Annotated in this window: 8 protein-coding genes and 1 pseudogene; 6 read left to right on the forward strand and 3 right to left on the reverse strand. The window is 43.5% G+C overall.

The window, feature by feature from the left end; all coding sequences use genetic code 11:
• Nucleotides 1-25 precede the first annotated feature (25 nt).
• Entirely contained in the window at nt 26-2,815 is a 2,790-nt protein-coding gene (gene leuS / locus HY58_RS02465) for a leucine--tRNA ligase (protein ID WP_039127104.1), read from the forward strand.
• Nucleotides 2,816-2,872: 57 nt separating this feature from the next.
• Nucleotides 2,873-3,964 (forward strand): class I SAM-dependent methyltransferase, encoded by a 1,092-nt coding sequence (locus tag HY58_RS02470; RefSeq protein WP_052323783.1) that lies wholly within the window; start codon nt 2,873-2,875, stop codon nt 3,962-3,964.
• Between the two features lie 8 nt (nt 3,965-3,972).
• Here HY58_RS02470 and HY58_RS02475 read toward each other — a convergent pair whose 3' ends face one another.
• A complete protein-coding gene (locus HY58_RS02475; RefSeq protein ID WP_156123543.1) occupies nt 3,973-5,097 on the reverse strand; it encodes a hypothetical protein in 1,125 nt (374 codons plus the stop codon).
• A gap of 126 nt (nt 5,098-5,223) precedes the next feature.
• Entirely contained in the window at nt 5,224-8,511 is a 3,288-nt protein-coding gene (locus HY58_RS02480) for a S41 family peptidase (RefSeq protein WP_039127111.1), read from the reverse strand.
• Nucleotides 8,512-8,670: 159 nt separating this feature from the next.
• Here HY58_RS02480 and HY58_RS19835 point away from each other — a divergent pair, with 159 nt between their 5' ends.
• Nucleotides 8,671-9,264, forward strand: coding sequence for a hypothetical protein (locus HY58_RS19835; protein ID WP_253271485.1), 594 nt, complete (start codon nt 8,671-8,673; stop codon nt 9,262-9,264).
• Here the strand turns inward: HY58_RS19835 and HY58_RS02485 are convergent.
• Nucleotides 9,184-10,089 (reverse strand): annotated as a pseudogene (locus HY58_RS02485) (LacI family DNA-binding transcriptional regulator); the annotation flags it as partial. The gene HY58_RS19835 and the pseudogene HY58_RS02485 sit on opposite strands and share 81 nt — an antisense overlap.
• A 262-nt stretch (nt 10,090-10,351) precedes the next feature.
• Between HY58_RS02485 and HY58_RS02490 the strand changes: the two are divergent.
• From HY58_RS02490 to HY58_RS02500, 3 genes are all read left to right on the forward strand, one after another.
• A complete protein-coding gene (locus HY58_RS02490) occupies nt 10,352-13,321 on the forward strand; it encodes a SusC/RagA family TonB-linked outer membrane protein (protein ID WP_052323784.1) in 2,970 nt (989 codons plus the stop codon).
• 18 nt (nt 13,322-13,339) lie between these two features.
• Nucleotides 13,340-14,875, forward strand: a complete 1,536-nt coding sequence (locus HY58_RS02495; RefSeq protein WP_039127117.1) for a RagB/SusD family nutrient uptake outer membrane protein — start codon at nt 13,340-13,342, stop codon at nt 14,873-14,875.
• 74 nt (nt 14,876-14,949) lie between these two features.
• Nucleotides 14,950-18,264, forward strand: a complete 3,315-nt coding sequence (locus HY58_RS02500; RefSeq protein WP_039127120.1) for a VCBS repeat-containing protein — start codon at nt 14,950-14,952, stop codon at nt 18,262-18,264.

Consider the following 18,264-nt stretch of genomic DNA (forward strand, 5'->3'; position numbering starts at 1 on the left):
ATACCAATCAACGAGCAACAAATCAATGGACTACAGTTTCAGGCAGATCGAAAAAAAATGGCAGCAGCAATGGAAGGAATCCAATGCATACCAGGTATCCAACAATTCGGATAAACCGAAATGTTATGTGCTTGACATGTTTCCCTATCCAAGTGGATCAGGGTTACATGTAGGCCACCCGCTCGGGTATATTGCCAGTGATATCTACAGCCGCTTTAAGAGACTTAAGGGGTATAATGTGTTGCATCCTATGGGTTATGACGCATTCGGACTTCCCGCAGAGCAATATGCAATTGAACATGGTGTTCATCCCGCCCTGAGTACGGAACAGAATATAGCAACCTTCCGCAAGCAACTTGATAATATAGGTTTCTGTTTCGATTGGAGTCGCGAGGTGAGAACCTGTGAACCGGAATATTACCGCTGGACGCAGTGGATCTTCCTTCAGTTATTTAAATCCTGGTACAACAGGCATCTTTCCCGCGCCGAGCCTATTGAACAACTTGTTTCCATATTTGAGAAAGAAGGAAATTTTTCGCATATATGTCCGGGTGATCCTTCCATTGTTTTTTCGGCAACGGAATGGAAAGCATTTACAGAGAAATACCAGCAGGAAATTCTCATGCATTATCGCCTTGCTTATTGCGGGTATGGTGAGGTTAACTGGTGCGAAGCGCTTGGTACTGTACTTGCCAATGACGAAGTGATCAATGGATTGAGTGAAAGGGGAGGGCATCCGGTGGTAAAGAAAAAACTTCGCCAATGGTATCTCCGTATCACAGAATATGCTGATCGCCTGCTGGAAGGTTTGGAACGCATCGATTTCTCTGATGCTATGAAAGAAATGCAGACCAACTGGATCGGTAAAAGCTATGGTGCGGAAATTGATTTCGAAGTAAAACTTCCCGGAGCGGAAAGTAATGCGCCATTCGCCAAACTCAGGGTTTATACAACCCGTCCAGATACCATTTTTGGCGTTGATTTTATGGTTGTTGCACCCGAACTGGAGATCGTGGAATCCCTGAAATCAAAGGAACAGGCGAACGATGTTGATGCATATCTAGATTATGTGAAAAGTAGAAGTGAGCGTGAACGTATGGCTGAGAAAAAGATCAGCGGCGTGTTTACTGGCTCCTTTGCTATCAATCCATTCAATGGCCGCGAGATCCCGATCTGGATATCAGAATATGTACTTGCCGGCTATGGCACGGGCGCAATCATGGCAGTGCCCTGCGGCGATGAGCGCGACCATAAATTTGCCGAGCATTTCAATATACCCATCACTAACATTATCGGAGAATTCTATGATGGAAAGGAAGCCAATCCAACCAAGGATGCTGTATTGGTGAACAGTGATTTTCTTACAGGTGTTCAGATGCGGGAAGCCATACAGATCGTAAATGAGAAGATAGAGTTGATGGGAATCGGCAAACGCAAAGTTAACTTCCGCATGCGCGATGCAGCATTCAGCCGCCAGCGTTATTGGGGTGAACCATTCCCCATAAAGTGGATGGATGGCCTGGCCATTGCTTTGCCCGAATCGGAACTTCCCCTTGAACTGCCCCATGTTGATAGCTATAAGCCTGGTCCGGAAGGTGAAGGACCGCTTGCCAATATTCCGGAATGGGTAGAAAGGGAACTAGAAACCAATACCATGCCCGGATATGCCGGCTCTTCCTGGTATTTCCTGCGTTATATGGACCCTCATAATGACGCTGCATTCTGCGATAGGAAAGTCAGCGATTATTGGGGGCAGGTTGATATATATATTGGAGGAACAGAGCATGCCGTGGGGCATCTCCTTTATAGCCGCATGTGGACCAAAGCCTTGTATGACCTGGGTTATCTTGGATTTGATGAGCCATACAGGAAACTTGTTAACCAGGGAATGATACAGGGCAGCAGCCGCTTTGTATATCGTCTCCACGGATCTCAAACATATATTTCGAAAGGCTTGCTCAGAAATGAAGAAACTTACCAGGGCAAACCTGTTGATAAGATCCATGTTGATGTCAATATTGTTGATGGATATGAACTTGATATAGAAGCATTCAGGAGTTGGAGACCCGATTGTTCTGCTGCTGAATTCATACTTGAAGATGGTAGATACATTTGCGGTAGCGAAGTGGAAAAGATGTCCAAGTCAAAATTCAATACGGTCAATCCGGATCATATCGTTGAAAGATTTGGAGCAGATACTTTCCGTATGTATGAAATGTTCCTAGGGCCGGTTGAAGTCAGCAAACCATGGGATACAAAAGGTATTGAAGGAGTCCATCGTTTCCTGAAAAAATTATGGAGACTTTTTTTTGACGAAGAAAAGGGCTCGATGCTTACGGATACCGAACCAACAGCTGCCGAGCTTAAGATTTTGCATAAGACCATTCGGAAAATTGAAGAGGATACAGAAAGATTTTCTTTCAATACAGCTGTGAGTTCTTTCATGATCTGTGTTAATGAACTCAATGACCTGAAATGTCGTAAGAAAGCAGTACTGGAGCAATTACTCATTCTGCTTACTCCTTATGCACCACATATCAGTGAAGAACTATGGCATCAGATCGGGAATGAAGGAAGCGTTCTGGATACAAGCTTCCCCATCTTCAAAGAAGAGTTTGTAAAGGAATCAGCAAAGGCATACCCGGTTGCCATCAATGGTAAAACCAGGACAGAAATTACCATTGCGCTTGACGCCGACCAACAACAGGTAGAGAGCCTTGTGATGGCAGATAATACCGTCATTAAGTGGCTGGAAGGTAAACCAGCGAAAAAGATAATCTATGTAAAAAACAAAATGATCAATGTGGTAGTGTAGAGAAGGGGTTGAAATTGCGTAACTTTAAGGCAGTTCTTTTTATAAAAATTCATTAAAATGGAAACAGCCGAAGTTAACCCCAGTACGTCAACTTCTCCCGCGCTGAACCAGGCCCGGATGGAGAAGTTTTTAGAAAGAGTTGTATCCGATTTTGGCGCCGCATTCAGCACTACGCTGAGTTTTATTGGCGACAAACTGGGCCTTTACAAAGCCATGGCTTTTGAAGGCCCGATGAATTCTGAGACCCTTGCAAAAAAGACCGGTACCACTGAACGCTATGTTCGGGAATGGCTGATAAACCAGGCAGCTGGTGGCTACATTGATTATGATCCTGAAACAGGCAAATATTCCCTCCCCGATGAGCATGCTATTGCTTTAACAGACTCTGAAAGTCCATTCTATGTGGCTGGTGGGTTCCAGGTAGTAAGTTCCCTTCAGAAAGCAGAGGAGAGAATTACCACCATTTTCCAGACCGGAGAAGGTATGCTCTGGGGAGAACACCACCATGATCTTTTTGAAGGAACAGAAAGATTCTTCCGGCCAAGTTATGCCGGAAACCTGGTGCACGACTGGCTCCCCGCATTGGATGGAGTGGTAGAAAAGTTGCAGAAAGGTGCTATGGTTGCTGACATTGGTTGCGGCCATGGAGCTTCCACCATGATCATGGCGAAGGCATTTCCCAATGCTGTTTTCACGGGCTACGACAATCATGGGCCTTCCATTGAAAAGGCTAAGGCCCATGCATCCGGTGAGAAGATTCCCAACGTAAAGTTCCAGACCGCCTCCGCACAGGATTTTCCTGATCATTCCTTTGACCTGATCTGTTATTTTGATTGCCTGCATGACATGGGCGACCCCATCGGCGCATTGAAACATGCATATCAATGCCTTGATGATGATGGTACCATCATGGTAATTGAACCGATGGCAGGCAAACAGGCTGAAGAAAATTTCAACCCCGTTGGCAGGGTTTATTCCGGAGCCTCAGTACTCTGCTGTTCTCCAAATGCAATGGCTTCAGGAGGTTATGTACTGGGCACTGTGGCATCCGATTCTGCATTGGAAGAAGTGGCCCGCGGAGCAGGATTCACCCGTTTCAGGAGAGCTACGGATGCGCCATTTAACAGGGTATTCGAAATCAGGAAATAATGGGCTGATTATTGTTCACCTGGCTTTGGTCGCATGATCCTTACCATGGCACTACTTTGCTCATTGGCAAAGAGACGTGCCTCGTATCGCTTGTCACCAACAATTGCAACCATCAGGGAAGTGTTCGGAGGAATGCTTCCCAAATTTTCTGCTACCATAACAAGTTCATTGTCTTCACCAAGTTCATCAGCATTCAATCTGATAGTATAGGGCTGATCGGTAAGCCTTATATGTTGAAACAATAATTTGCCATTAAGAAATAATGCAATGGAGTCACCATCTACCTGGGCATTATCATAAAATCGCAGTTCAATTGTTTGGGCGGTTATTGGAATAACTGTTTGCAGTACGTTTTTACGCGTAGTGAATTTCGTTTCATTCACCGATGGTATTGGTTTGGCAGGTGCGGCCACAACCTGGGTTTCAACTGTGTCGGGTTTTTCCGTTGGGGGAGGGCTTACTATTGTTGTAGTTACTGCCGGTGTTGTAACAGCAGGTGTTGATGAAGCCGGAGCTGTGACTACAGGTGCAGTGCCATCATTTTTTTGTGTACCGGGTTTAATGGCGACTGCATCAAGGGAAGGTTCTTCCGGTATCTTCGACCCGATTCCCATATTGCTGATGCTGTCAATTAATTCAGGATCATTTGTTCCCACCAGGTAATTGTCAATGATGAAATCCCATTCATCGGGGAATAAAGGTTTTTTTCTTTTCTCCAACTGAACGGAACCATTCCGAATGGATTTATTGTCGCGGTTGGAACTTTCACCATCAAGGTACATCTCTTCACCACCCGGACAATTAAAATCAGCCACCATCAGTTGGGCGGCAGGGTCGGCACTGATCTGCAATAATCCTTTCTTACCCTTTTCTTCCAGCAACATTTCATCCCACCATATCACGGAATTAGTAGCTGGATCAAAATGACCTTTTATACTGTATCTTTTGAAAGCATTCCGGTTGTGATAATAATATGCAACACCCACAAGGTTATCACCGCTTTTGATCAGCTTGATCTCTGTATTGCTTCCATTGATCTTTCCCCTCCACACACCCGTAATATTCTGAGCAAAAAGATTGCTGCAAAGGGTGGTAATAAGCATTAGTGAAAAGACCAGGCAGAGTTGCTTCATGTTGCGATTGTTTCCATGCTAAGCTAACGAGTGCTTCTGATAACTAGTATAAACAATATCATAAAAAAAAGACCGGACATCTGCCCGGTCTTCAAATCTTACTTCTTACCTCTTACCTCTTACCTCCTAGAAGCCTTTCTTCCCCTTGTTCTCCTCCACCGTCTTCAACATTTCCTTAACTGCAGTTTCGATCTGCGGATCGCGGCCATTCAGGAAATCTTCATATGATAAGGGTACCCGGATATCCGGTTCTAATTGCAGGTTTTCGGTTGGGCGCCCTTCTTTGCCTATTGTTGCAACCATAGGAATGCCAAATACTATGGTTGGATCAATCTGTTGTTCCCACCATACGGCTGTTCCTGTTCCTGGTACAGGCATCCCTATCAACTTACCCACTCCATTTTGTTTATAAACGTAAGGGAAGATGAATGCATCACTATAATTGCTTTCACTCATCACAACGCAACTTGGTTTTGACCATCGGCCCATCGGTTCACCATCTTTCAGGCGATTTCCCTGTGGAGCGAAATCGAGGTATTTTTTCCCGCTCAAAAAAGTATAAAGGTCGTCATGAAGCCAGCCACCACCATTAAAACGTGTATCAACCACCAAGGCCTCCTTGTCAAAATTCTTTCCCAGTACAGCATCAAATGTGTTACGGAAACTTCCGTCATTCATACCCTGTACATGCACATAACCAACTTTTCCACCACTTAACTTGTTGACCATTTCATCCATCTTTTTCACCCAGCGCTTATACATGAGGGTTGCTTCATCGTTAAAACTGATGGGCTTAACCGTTTCTTCCCACCGCTTCCCTGTTGAAGGATCATATATGTGCAGCAGTGTGTTTCTCCCTTCTTTGCGGTTCAATAGGGCCGCCCAGTCATTTTTATCGCTGATAGCTTCTCCATCCATCTTTTCAATCACCATGCCTGCTCTTAGCTTACTGGTTGATTTATCAAGAGGTCCGCCTTCAATAACCTCTGTAACTTTCAGACCATCGCCCGTTGAAATTTCATCATAAAGTAAACCCAAAACTGCAGTGGCATCCGGATTCTGAACCTGTGGTGAATAACGGCCACCAGTATGTGATGCGTTCAATTCCCCTAATAATTCACTCAACAGTTCCTGGTAGTCATAGTTGTTAGCTACATGCGGAAGGAATTTTGCATAGTCGGTCTTTAAGCCTTTCCAGTCGATACCATGAATGGAAGGGTCATAGAATTTTTTCTGTACCTGCCTCCAGGTATGATCATAAATATATTCCCGCTCCTTGTATGCATTGAGTACCATTTCGCCATTAATGGATATTGGCGTTACTTTACCCGCATCATCAACTTTTACAAGGGAACCTTTATTGGTTACAAATAATGATTTGCCATCCTTGCTAACCCTGATGCCACTCGGTGTTCCGCCAAGTTTAGCCAGGATCTTAGTTTCCCGGGTGCGGGGTTCAGTTACCCATAGGTCATAACCTTTTTCAAAAGAAGCAAGATAATAGATCTTACTGCCATCATTACTCACTACATAATCAGCAATAGTGGAAGAATTTATGGTGAGTCTCTCCACTCTGTTCTCAAGGTTATCAACCAGTGGCGTCCAGGATGGTTTTTCAGGGGAAAGAACTTTATCAGCCTGCTTTTTATTTTTATCTTTCTTTTCGTTATTGTTTGCAGATTCACCTTTTTCCTCTTTTTCTTTATCTTCTTTTTCTTTCAGGAGTGCATACTCTTCTTTGCTGAGTTTGAATTTATCATAAAGCTCCTGGTCAAGGAAGCCTGCATAAATATCTACTTCACGGCTTCCCTGCATGGCCAGCGATTTGCGCCCTTCTCTGGAACTTAACCATGTGAGCACCTTTCCATCCTGTGACCATTTCATATTGCCCTGTCCAAACCCGCTCTTCAGCGGGTGCATGATACCGTTAGAGCCATCTGCCTTGATAAGTGCCATATTACCAGTGAACCAGTTGCCTTCACCATCATCGGAAATGATCCACTTTCCATCCGGACTCCAATTGAAGTTCCAATCACCATCCGAATAGGAATAGTTCCTTCCCTCTGGTAACAAGGTCCGGGTTTTCCTGCTGACCGTATTATACACTTTCAAAATGTTTCTCTCTGCCACATACGCGATCTCTTTTCCATCCGGCGAAAATTTGGGCTGGTATTCTTCCTCCTCTGTTGCAATCAACGGTTCCTCAGTAATGACTGTTGATGCATAGAAATAGGGTTCTTCTTTTCTGCTTATGGTTGACTTATAAATATCCCAGTTATCATTTCGTTCAGCAGCATAGATCAGGCTTCTTCCATCGGGGCTCCACTGCACCATTCTCTCCTGCTGGGGAGTATTGGTAATTCTTTTTGTTTGTACTCCTTCCACGCTCGTTACAAAGATCTCACCGCGTGTAACAAAGGCTATCTCTTTTCCATTGGGTGATAGTTCAAATTGTGTAACATTACCATTGATGGATACATTTTTTTCCACACCTGCACGTCCATCATTGAATATCTGGATAGGAACTTTGGTGGGCAATCCACCCTCTTTTAGTGTATAGATCTCACCATCGTAAGTGAAGCAAAGTGTATTGTCTCCTCCAATGCTGAGATGTCTTACAGGATGCCTTTGCAGTTTGGTAACCTGCTGCTCTGTCATTTTATTTCGTACAGGCGTTTTATAAATATTCTGCGAACCATTTTTTTCGCTCAGGTAATAAACAAACTCGTCATCCTTGCTAAACACAGGTTCGCGGTCTTCGCCTTCATAACCACTTATCTGACGAAAGGTTTTTCCTGCTGTTTCCATGATCCAGATATCGCGGGTTACAGATGAGTTGTGATGTTTGCGCCAGGCATCTTCATAACCTTTCCTGTCCTGGAATACAATTTGGTTTCCCTTACTGTTATAACGGGCAAATTCCATTCCGGCGGATGAAATAAGCTTATTACGTCCACCTTTAACCGAAACGGAATAGAGATTCATGAAAAGCCGTGGACTATAGAAACGAATATTCTTTTCCGGAATATTCCGTGCGCTTCCAAAAACCACTTCCTTATTATCAGGGGTAAAGTCATAGGGGTAGTCAGGTGCGCTATGCCATGTGACCCTTGTAGGTGTACCCCCCGTTGAAGGCATGGTAAATACATCAAAATTTCCATACCGGTCTGAAGAGAAAGCTATGGTCTTTCCATCGCGGCTCCATACCGGCATCATATCATGTGCCTCATGAATGGTGAGTGGAACGGCCACACCACCACTTGCATCAACCCGGTATATATCGCCTTTGTAGCCAAAAGCAATTGTTTTACCATCCGGACTAATAGCAGGGTATCGCATCCACAATGGATTTTCCTGACCAAATGCAGATGCCATTGCCATAAAAAAAAGCAGGGCAGATAATGACGATTTCATATTTCAGCTGTTTAGTACCGTTAAAGTTATATGTGAACCGTGCAATGAAGTGCAGGGCTTTCACAATCGTTCTAAAAAGATTATGAATGGCAGAATCAATACTTAAACAAATGAAGCAGGCGAGGGCCGGCTTTCAGAAATTCATATAAAATCAGGATTATGGCATTTCCAAACCAGGAGTTGATAAGGGCATTGCGACAAACTGCGGACCGGCTTCGTAGCGGTATTTATTATTCATGGGGGCATCATGGTGGATGCAATTGTGGCAATTTACTGCAGGTAGTGACGAACCTCAGTAAGGAAGAGATTCTCCGGCATGCCCATAATGGCACTGGTGAATGGACCGAACTGGCAGAGGAGTATTGCCCGGTTACCTCCGCTCCAGTAGGGCTATTAATGACCCGTTTACAGCAATTAGGTCTTACACCAACCGATATCCATAATATCGAATACCTCGAAGACAGGGAGGTATTAGATTGGCTTCCCGGCGGTTTCCGGTGGCTAAAGCGGAACGTGCGGGAAGATGTGATCCTGTATTTCGAGGCTTTTGCGAACCTGTTATCTGCAAAGTTGGTAATGCAGCGTTCATTGAACCAACTCCACATCAAGGAAATGGGTATCAGGGAGAAGGGGCATTTTCATGATCAGTTGGAGGAGCAGCAGGGCCGCAGCCCTTCCCAACCCATATCCGGAGGTTCGTATATAAGGAATACGGAAAGGAAGGTAGCCAGGCAACTCGCCATCGCTGATTGATATCAAATACAGATCTTCCGGTATACGAATTTTAAATTCATATATGGTTTGCATAATACCTGCCAGGATCTCATCACTCATGGCAAAAAGAGTTGAGGGCCGGTTATTACCCTGCCACTGTTCACGGAACAAATTGCCTGCTTCCTCTTTACTGGTGGCAAAGACTATATCTGATTCCCCGAGGGCATATCCATGTTCTGAGAGTTTATTCCGGAAGCCTTTTATGCGGTCGTCAGTGATAGACATACGGGGGTCGCCAAAAATTCCCAGGATCCGGGTGTTGGAGGGTTGGTCTTTCCAAAGTTTTTCCACGGCCATCCTGGATGCCTGCTCTCCTGGAATGACTACTTTATGGGCAATGGATCCTGGAAGCGTCTTATCGAAAAAAACAATGGGTGTACCGGTGGCTTCCAATTCCTGAAAATGTTCTATATCATGGCTCTGACGCGAAAGGGACACAAGAACACCATCCACCCCCATATTGGCACAGATCTCTGCATTTTCTATTTCCCTGTCAATGCTGTCATTGGAATGTAGGATCAGGAGATTGTAGCCCTTTTCGTGGGTCACTTCTTCCACCGCCCTGATCACCGACGGAAAAAAGAAGGGAGAGATCTCGGGAATTATAAGGCCAATTGTATGGCTATTTCCCCTTCTCAGGTTGATGGCCATATGATTTGGGCGGTACCCGAGTTTATCAGCAACTTCCCGGATCGATTCACGTAAGCGGGCACTTACGTCAGGATGGCCTCTCAAAGCCCGTGAAACGGTGGAGGGATTGATATTGAGGCGTATAGCAATATCTTTAATTGTTGGTCTGGGCACAAATAAGGAATTTATTGTTAAATTTCAGTAATATTGTCCTAATATGTAACTTGTACACAACAAACGTTTGCGAAACCGTTTGCCGGACAAAAGTTAATAAAGTATTAAAAAAAAGAATCAATTTGATTGCGGATTTCTTGCCAGGTTTTTCGTTGTATGATCATTTTTAATGCAGCGTTCTTCCTTGCCTGACTGCCTAATATACACTTCAATAAACGACTTTCATAACCGTCACGAAAACCAAAACTAAAATTTAAAAATTATGATTGCTGCATTGCCACGTTGGGTGAGGGGGTTATCAACTCTCTTGCTACTGCTTTTCTTAGGCTCAGCCATTCAGGCGCAGGAGCGTACTATTACAGGAAAAATCACAGATTCAAAAGATGGCAGTCCACTAATTGGTGCAACTGTTACTGTAAAAGGCTCAACCCGGGGCACTTCAACCGGTAGTGATGGAACCTTCAGTCTCGCGGGTGTGCCTGCTAATGCTTCAAGGCTGGTTGTTACATCTGTTGGTTTTACAACCCAGGAAATTGATATTTCTAATAAAAGTGAAATTGAGGTTGGACTGGTTGCTTCAGATGCTGCTCTCAGTGAAGTAGTTGTTGTAGGTTATGGTACTGCAAGGAAAAAAGACCTCACCGGATCAGTAGCCTCAGTAAAAGAAAAAGATTTTAACCGCGGAGTAATGGCTGCTCCCGATCAACTCATACAAGGTAAAGTTGCTGGAGTTCAGGTTCTGAATAACAGTGGTCAACCCGGTGGAGCTACAACCGTTCGTATTAGAGGTAATGCCTCTGTACGTGCTGGTAACCAGCCTTTGTATGTAGTAGATGGTGTTCCTCTTGATAATAATAATGCCCGAAGCGGCGCAACCGGTGCAATTGGAAATACACCAGGGGCTAACCCGTTAAACTTTATCAATCCGAATGATATCGCATCCATGGATGTATTGAAAGATGCATCTGCTGCAGCCATTTACGGATCACGTGGTTCAAATGGTGTTGTGTTGATTACCACAAAGCGCGGACTGAGTGGGGAGCCATCAATAACATTTAATACTTCAGTTGGTTTCAGTAACCTGTTGAAGAAACTGGATGTGCTTGACGCCGGTGAATATAGAGCCGCCCTTGACAAGTATAATCTTACACAGGGTGATTTTGGAGATGATGTTGATGCCATGGATGCTATTGCGCGTACGGCTATCACTGAAAATTATAACGCATCTATTGCAGGTGGTAATGACCGTGGCCGTTATCGTGTATCTCTCGGATACATGGACCAGGAGGGTATCATGCGTAAAGCTCGATTCAGAAAGTATACCGGTAATATTTCTGCTGGTTTTAAATTTCTGGAAAGCAAAAAACTTGGACTAGACGTTAACCTGCTTACTTCCCATAACGTAGAAGATATAGCTCCGATCTCAAATGATGCAGGCTTCCAGGGAAGCATGGTAGGTCAGGCTTTGCAATGGAATCCTACGCGCGCTCTCAGAAACGCCGATGGCACTTTATTCGTGGAAGCTGGTTCCACAACGGTAAACCCATTGGCAATGTCTGAAGCCTATAATGATTTGTCTAACCTTACGAACGTGTTGGGAAGCATTTCACCATTCTACCGCTTTAACAGCAACTTTGAATATCGCATGCTCTTCAGCGTTCGTTATGCAAGTGGTAACCGTAACCAGGAGATCAAGGATTGGATAAATATCCAGAACGTTACTGACAGAGGTATTGCTGCCTCAAGCAATAACCAGCTGGTAACTACACAATTCACAAATACTTTGAATTACACTAAAGACATCAATGATAATTTTAGTGTAACTGCACTTGTTGGTCATGAATACATGAAGTTCCAAAACAAAGGATTTTTCTTTGCTGCTCAGGACTTTGATGAATTCGGTCTGAATTACTACGATTATTTCCAGTACTCTACAAATGCAAGCAGGAGCGTCTTTTCTTTTGCTGATCCAACCTCTGAGCTGCAATCTTACTTCGCAAGGGCAACCCTTAATATGTATGATAAATACCTGCTTACTGCAACTTTCCGTGCTGACGGATCAAGTAAGTTTGGTTCTGATAATAAGTATGGTTACTTCCCTTCCTTTGGTGCTGCCTGGAACATCACTAATGAAGAATTCATGAAGGGCAGCAATGTTTTCAACACACTGAAATTAAGAGCTGGTTGGGGTATCACTGGTAACCAGGAGTTTCCTGCCGGCGCCTCCCTTACCCGTTATCGCTTCACCGCTCCAGGACAGGCGCAAAGAACAAACTTTGGTAATGATAAATTGAAATGGGAAACATCTGTAACAACCAATATTGGTCTTGACTTTGGTTTTGCCAATGACAGGGTATATGGTAGTATTGATTATTTCAAAAAAGATACCGAGGACTTTCTCTTTGAGCAGTTCATTGCACAACCCGGCCCTGCTGGTAAATATTGGGTGAACCTGCCAGGTAATATCATCAATGAGGGTATTGAAGTTGCATTAAACACGGCCATTATCCGCAGCTCAGACCTTAACTGGAACCTCGGTGTGGTGGCAACTTTCCAAAAAAATGAACTCACCAACTTCGGTAGCCAGATCATTGAAACAGGTGGTTTGCACGGACAGGGTATTTCCGGAACTACCATTCAGCGCCTCATAAATGGTCAGCCACTTAATGTATTCTATCTGCGCGACTACCAGGGCATCAATAAAACTACCGGACAGAGTGATTATAGTAATGAAGGCCAGCAGATTTATGCAGGAGATCCAAACCCTGATTTCATTCTTGGTATCAGTACTGATGTTGCCTGGAAAAAATGGTCTCTTGGTGTAAACCTGAATGGCGCATATGGCCACCAGATTTACAACAATACTGCCAATACTGTACTTCCAATTGGCAACCTCGGAACAAGGAATGTTGCGAAAGACCTGGTATCTACGGCTGACCTCGAAAGCCAGTCTAACCCCGTTGCTGCCTCTACACGTTATCTGGAGAAAGGAGACTACCTGAAACTTGCAAACGCAACATTGAACTATAGCCTTGGTAAAATTGGTAAGACCTTCAGGAATGTGAATATTTCTCTCACCGGCCAGAATCTTTTGCTGTTCACAAATTACAGCGGTTTCGATCCGGAAGTGAATACGGACAAATCTATTGATGGCGTTCCATCATTTGGAATCGAGTATACTCCGTTCCCATCTGCACGTACCATATTGTTGGGTGTAAACTTTACTTTATAACGGAAAACCAAAAGCAAAATGAAAATCAAGAATATATTAATCTTAGCCACTCTTTCTACCACATTGCTTTTCTCCTGTACAAAGCTGGAGGAAGAGTTTGATGACAGCCTTAGTGCTGTTGCGGAAGACGATATTGATCCGCAATCTATCCTCCAGGGCGCCTATTCTGCATTGAATACTCCCTTCCAGGACCAGAGCCGCTTCTGGGCTGCCCAGGAGCATACAGGCGATGCCGTGATCGGACCAACACGTGGTGCAGACTGGGATGATAATGGGGTTTGGCGTGTTCTTCACAATCACCGCTGGAATGCCGACCATGGATTTCTTCGTGATACCTATCGTGAACTTCAGCAAACTCAGTATTTCTCAACAAACGTGATTGCATTATCTGCTGCATCTGCGCAGCAAAAGGCGGAAGCAAGATTTATTCGCGCACTCTCCATGTTCTGTACACTTGATGGATGGGACCAGGTTCCATTCAGAGAGGGTGAAAATTTTGAAGATCTTACTATCCTTCCTGAAACCAAAAAAGGAGTGGATGCTGCAAACTTCATCATTGCTGAACTTGAAGCCGCTGTAGCCAGCTTGCCAAACGGACCTATGATCAAGGCAAACAAGAATGCGGCTAAAGCCCTCATGATGAAGGTTTATCTTAACAAAGCCGTCTATAAGGACAGAACCAAGCAGCCCGCAGCTGGCGACTTCGATAATGCCGATATGGCCCGTGTTATAGCACTTGCGGATGAGATCATTGCATCCACTGATCCAAAGTACTCACTGCAGGCAAGCTATTTCGAAAACTTCGCACCAAATAACTCCGCCATTTCTAAGGAGATTATTTATGCATTGGAAAATACACCTGGGGTTAGAGGTGGTAACGTAAGAAGCCGCTGGTTTGCACAATTACATTATAACCAGAATCCTAGTGGATGGAATGGATTTGCAACACTTTCTGATTTCTATGACAAATTTGAAGAAGATGATGATCGTCTCGTTCAGAGTTACCCCGGCATTACTTCTGTAGGTGGAGTAAAAGTTGGATTCCTGGAAGGTCAGCAGTTTGATCAGAACAATGTTGCCCTTAAGGATAGAAAAGGTGCACCTCTGGCTTTCACAAGGGAAGTTAAACTCACTGAAACTGGAGATAATCTTGAAATTACAGGTATCCGTGTAGTGAAATACCCTATTGATTATGTAAGCGGCGACCAGTCAGATAATGAATATGTAATATTTCGTTACGCTGATGTATTGTTGATGAAGGCTGAAGCGCTACTCCGTTCAGGTAATGAGGCTGCTGCAAGGGATATCGTAAATGAGATCCGTAATTTGCGTGGTGTGGATGATTTTACTACCCTTACATTAGACAATCTGATTGACGAAAGAGGCCGTGAATTGTATTGGGAAGGATGGCGTCGTAATGACCTGATCCGTTTTGGTAAGTTCCTGGATGCGTGGCAGGAAAAACCAGCCAGCGATGCGAAATACCTGCTGTTTGCAATTCCAAACGAGCAGCTCGCAGTTAATCCGAACCTCACACAGAATCCTGGATTCTAATAAAAACATAATCGGATAAAATTCAAGAGGTCATTGTAACAAATGACCTCTTTTTATTTGTAGATTGATCTCCTATGCGTAGATATTGTTGTACATTGATGATAGTGCTTTCTCTCACAGCATGTAAGCAAAAGAAGAGCACTCAAACACTTTTTGAACTCGTTGAAAAATCCGGTATCAATTTTACCAATACGGTGAGTAATACCACCGACTTCAATATTTTCAGCTACAGGAATTTTTATAATGGCGGCGGATGCGCCATTGGAGATATAAATAATGATGGATTGGCTGATGTGTTCTTTACTGCTAATATGGGCAGTAACAAACTCTATATAAATAAGGGTAACTGGAAGTTCGAAGATGTATCGGACAAAGCAGGAATTACCGAAAGCAATAAGTGGAGCACTGGAGTAGTGATGGTTGACATCAACAATGATGGCTGGCTTGATATCTATGTTTGCAATGCCGGGTACCAGCGCGGCATGCGCCAGGAAAACGCCTTATTCATAAACCTGAAAAACGGAAGTTTCAAGGAGTCTGCCCGTGAATACGGACTGGCAAATGATGGTTATACTACCCACGCTGCTTTCTTTGATTATGACCTTGATGGTGACCTCGATTGTTATATCCTGAACAATAGTTTTATTCCTGTTAATACGCTAAACTATTCCAACAAAAGAGATCTGCGTGCCAAAGATTGGCCGGTTGCAGATTTCCTGAAAGGCGGTGGCTCCTATCTGCTGCGTAACGATAACGGTAAATTTATTGATGTTAGCGAAGCATCTGGTATTTATGGTAGTTTGATAAGCTTCGGACTTGGGGTTACAGTAGGAGATGTTAACGGTGACCTATATCCCGATATATATGTTTCCAATGATTTTTTTGAACGTGATTATCTGTATATAAATAATCGTAATGGAGGGTTTACAGAAGAGCTGGAAAGCTGGATGCAACATATCAGCCATTCATCCATGGGTGCGGATATGGCCGATATTAATAACGATGGCTATCCCGATATTTTTGTGACAGAGATGCTACCTGATGATGAAACCCGCCTCAAAACCACCACTGCATTTGAGCATTATGATGTTCAACGCCTTAAAGAAAGATCAGGATTTTACAACCAGTTCATGCAAAATACTCTCCAGGTAAATAACCAGAATGGCAAATTTATGGAAACCGCTTTTTTCAGTGGTGTAGCAGCATCTGACTGGAGTTGGGGTGGATTGATATTTGATGCCGATAATGATGGCTGGAATGATCTCTATGTAAGTAACGGAATTTATAATGATGTGACTGATCAGGATTTTATTGACTTCTTTGCTAATGATATTATTCAGAAAATGGTGCTTACAGGGCAAAAAGAAGATATTGAAGGAATTATCGGAAAGATGCCTTCAAGGGCCATACCGAATAAGATGTATCGAAATAACGGACGATTACATTTCACCGATATGGCAGGTGAATGGGGGATAGCGATACCTTCCTTTTCTAATGGTGCTGCCTATGGTGATCTTGACAATGATGGTGACCTTGATCTGATCGTCAATAATGTAAACCAGGAATCATTCGTTTTTCGGAATAACAGCCGTCAGCAAAACGGGAATGCATATATAGCATTTTCCCTTGAGGGCGATAGTTTGAACCGCTTCGCCATCGGCGCCAAGATCAACTTATTCACTAGTGATCAAATCCTGAGCCGCGAGCTGGTACCTACACGAGGATTTCAATCTTCTGTTGAGTACAAAGTGAGTTTTGGCTTAGGCATTACAAATCCGGATTCCGCAGTTATTACATGGCCTGACAGAAAAAGAACAGTTATAATCAGGCCGGAAGTAAACAAACTTCATGTTGTAAAGAAAAATTCAAAGGCTATCCAGGGTACTTCACTATCAGAAAAATCATCTCCGCAAATATTTGATGTTGATAGTACGGTATTCAAAACGCACCAGGAAGATGATCAAATTGATTTTTATAATGAACGTAATATTCCGGTTATGCTTTCACGGGAAGGACCTAAAGCTGCGGTGGCAGACCTTAATGGAGATGGCAAAGAAGATATATATATATGTGGCGCAGAAGGACAGACAGGTAGCTTATATATTCAGGGTGATAATAGTTTCCGGCTGGTTAATATAGCGGGTGCCGAAGAATTTGTTTCCGTAGAAGAAACTGTGGCCTGCTTCTTTGATGCCGATGGTGATGGTGATAATGATCTCTTCATTGGTGCAGGAGGTAATCATCATCCTCCTAATAGTAAAGAACTGCAGCACAGGCTTTACCTCAATGATGGGAAAGCTAATTTTACGATTGCTACAAACAGCTTTTCGAGGAATAGTGTAAATATATCAGTCGCAATTCCAAATGATGTGGATAGTGATGGTGATCTTGATCTTTTTGTAGGTGGCAGGTCTGTACCTTATCAATATGGAATTGCGGCAGATAGCTATTTGTATATAAATGATGGTAATGGGAAATTTATTGATCGATTAGCAGATTGGAACAAAACATTGGTAAAAGGTGGAATGGTAACCTCCGCCGTATGGGTTGACCTTGATAAGGAGGGGAATAAGGAACTTGTAATTGTAGGCGAATGGATGTCGCCCAGCGTTTATAGAATTCGCAATAATAAACTTGAACCTGTTTTAACGGGGTTGGAACATTTATCAGGATGGTGGCAAACAGTTACCACGGCCGACCTGGATAATGATGGTGATCAGGATCTGATAATGGGGAATTTTGGAAGTAATTTTTACCTGAAGCCCGACAGTGTCAACCCTGTTAAACTATGGAGTAGTGATTTTGATAAAAATGGGAATGTAGATAAAGTATTTACCAGAAGCATCGGCGGAAAGGATATGCCAGTTTTCTTAAAAAGAGAACTCACCGATCAGATCCCATCATTAAAAAAGCAGAATCTTCGCCATGAACAATATGCAACCAAATCTATCCAGGATCTTTTTAACGCTGAAGATATTAAAGAGGCTGTGATGAAGGAGTTTAATTACAGTTTGTCCATCATAGCCATCAATGATGGCAAAGGAGGGTTTAGAATTATGGAGATGCCCTACCAGGTTCAACTGGCGCCCGTAAATGCGATCGTTTGTACTGATTTGAACAGTGACGGAAAAATTGATTTGCTGATGGGGGGAAACAATACATTTTTACAACCCCAGTTTGGAAGGCTGGATGCAAGCTATGGGCATGTGCTTATCAATGATGGGAATGCAGGTTTCAGTTGGTTGTCCCCGGCGAAATCCGGTCTTCAGGTAACAGGGGTGATCAGGCAGATTCTTCCCTTAAATCAAAAAGGCAAAACCTCCTTTATACTTCTTCGTAACAATGAAAAACCTGTTCAACTTACTATAAGGACCAAATCGAAAATATAG

Origin of the sequence: Flavihumibacter sp. ZG627 (genome assembly GCF_000814325.1) — a bacterium.
Taxonomy (GTDB): domain Bacteria; phylum Bacteroidota; class Bacteroidia; order Chitinophagales; family Chitinophagaceae; genus Flavihumibacter.